This is a genomic window from Clostridium sp. AF22-10 (assembly GCF_003478725.1).
Taxonomy (GTDB): Bacteria; Bacillota; Clostridia; order Lachnospirales; family Lachnospiraceae; genus Otoolea; species Otoolea fessa.
Genome location: NZ_QUFZ01000074.1, coordinates 1 through 1,079, shown reverse-complemented (window position 1 = coordinate 1,079; position 1,079 = coordinate 1). Strand labels below are relative to the sequence as shown.

1 protein-coding gene is annotated in these 1,079 nt (G+C 45.1%); it reads right to left on the bottom strand.

Features of this window, described 5'->3' with window-relative positions; all coding sequences use genetic code 11:
* Window positions 1–407 precede the first annotated feature (407 nt).
* The gene (locus DWX91_RS16300; RefSeq protein WP_118468531.1) at window positions 408–797 is read right to left on the bottom strand and encodes an Asp23/Gls24 family envelope stress response protein; all 390 of its coding nucleotides are present in this window, start codon (window positions 795–797) and stop codon (window positions 408–410) included.
* Window positions 798–1,079: the final 282 nt, after the last annotated feature.

The following is a 1,079-nucleotide window of genomic DNA, read 5'->3' as shown; positions in this document are numbered from 1 at the left end:
ATGAAAAAGAATGTGCCTTGGCACATTCTCGCGCCGAGCGCGGTCGCTTGCGACATGTTTCTGCTTCGCGCGAGTGCGCATCCTCGCGGAGCGTTTTTTGTTTCATAGGGCGCAATTTCCTATGAAACAAAAAAGACTTTCAGCATACGTTTCATCCACATATGCTAAAAGTCTTGTTCCTCACATTTGAATCATACGGCACACGCTTTTTGTTACAAAAGCACACTGCCATCTGACTTACACAAGGCATGTAACCATGAGGTTTACTATCCTCAGGGTCTGTTGGTTACATGGTTATAACTACTCCCTTTTAACGCGATCATCATATCATACGGTTTTTTCCCCGTCAAGGTCAAACTGAGTATTTTGTGTTAAGAAAATGAAAAGCTACGAAAGCACTAAACCTGCTATGCTTCCGCCGGCATATTGACACCCGCGATCTTAATATTAACTTCCAGAACCATCAGACCGGTCATATTTTCAATCGCTGTCTTTACTTTGTCCTGCACCTTTTCACTGACTGCCGGGATGCTGTAGCCATATTTCATATTTAAGGACAGATCCACAACCACGTGATCCTCGGTTACGGTCACTTTCACGCCCTTGCTCAAATTTTTCATGCCGAGCTTTCCGACCAGTTCATTTGTGATATTGCCAGCCATCGAATCGACACCGTCTACCTCGGTCGCTGCCAGACCTGCGATGATCGCCACTACCTCATCGGCAATTTTCACTTCTCCAATGCGGTCCTTCTCATATACGATATGTGTGCTTCTATCTTCTGCTTCTCTCGCCATTCCAAATCCCTCCTGACCTCTTCCATGTACGCCCGGAATCTTCTCTTCCCACGAAAAACAGATGCTCGAATACTTCCAGAAATACATTTCAATTAAGTGTTTTTATTATACCAAAAATACAGGAGTTTGCAAAGGCATTTCCGGTTCGAATCTCATCCGAGTTACTGTTCACACATACGTGCCCAGTAACGGAATTTGCCGTGGCTTCGCATTTTAATACGGCAAATTCCTGCTGCCACCACGTTTTCTTACGGCACTTTCGGTTCCAAAAGTGCCTACCCG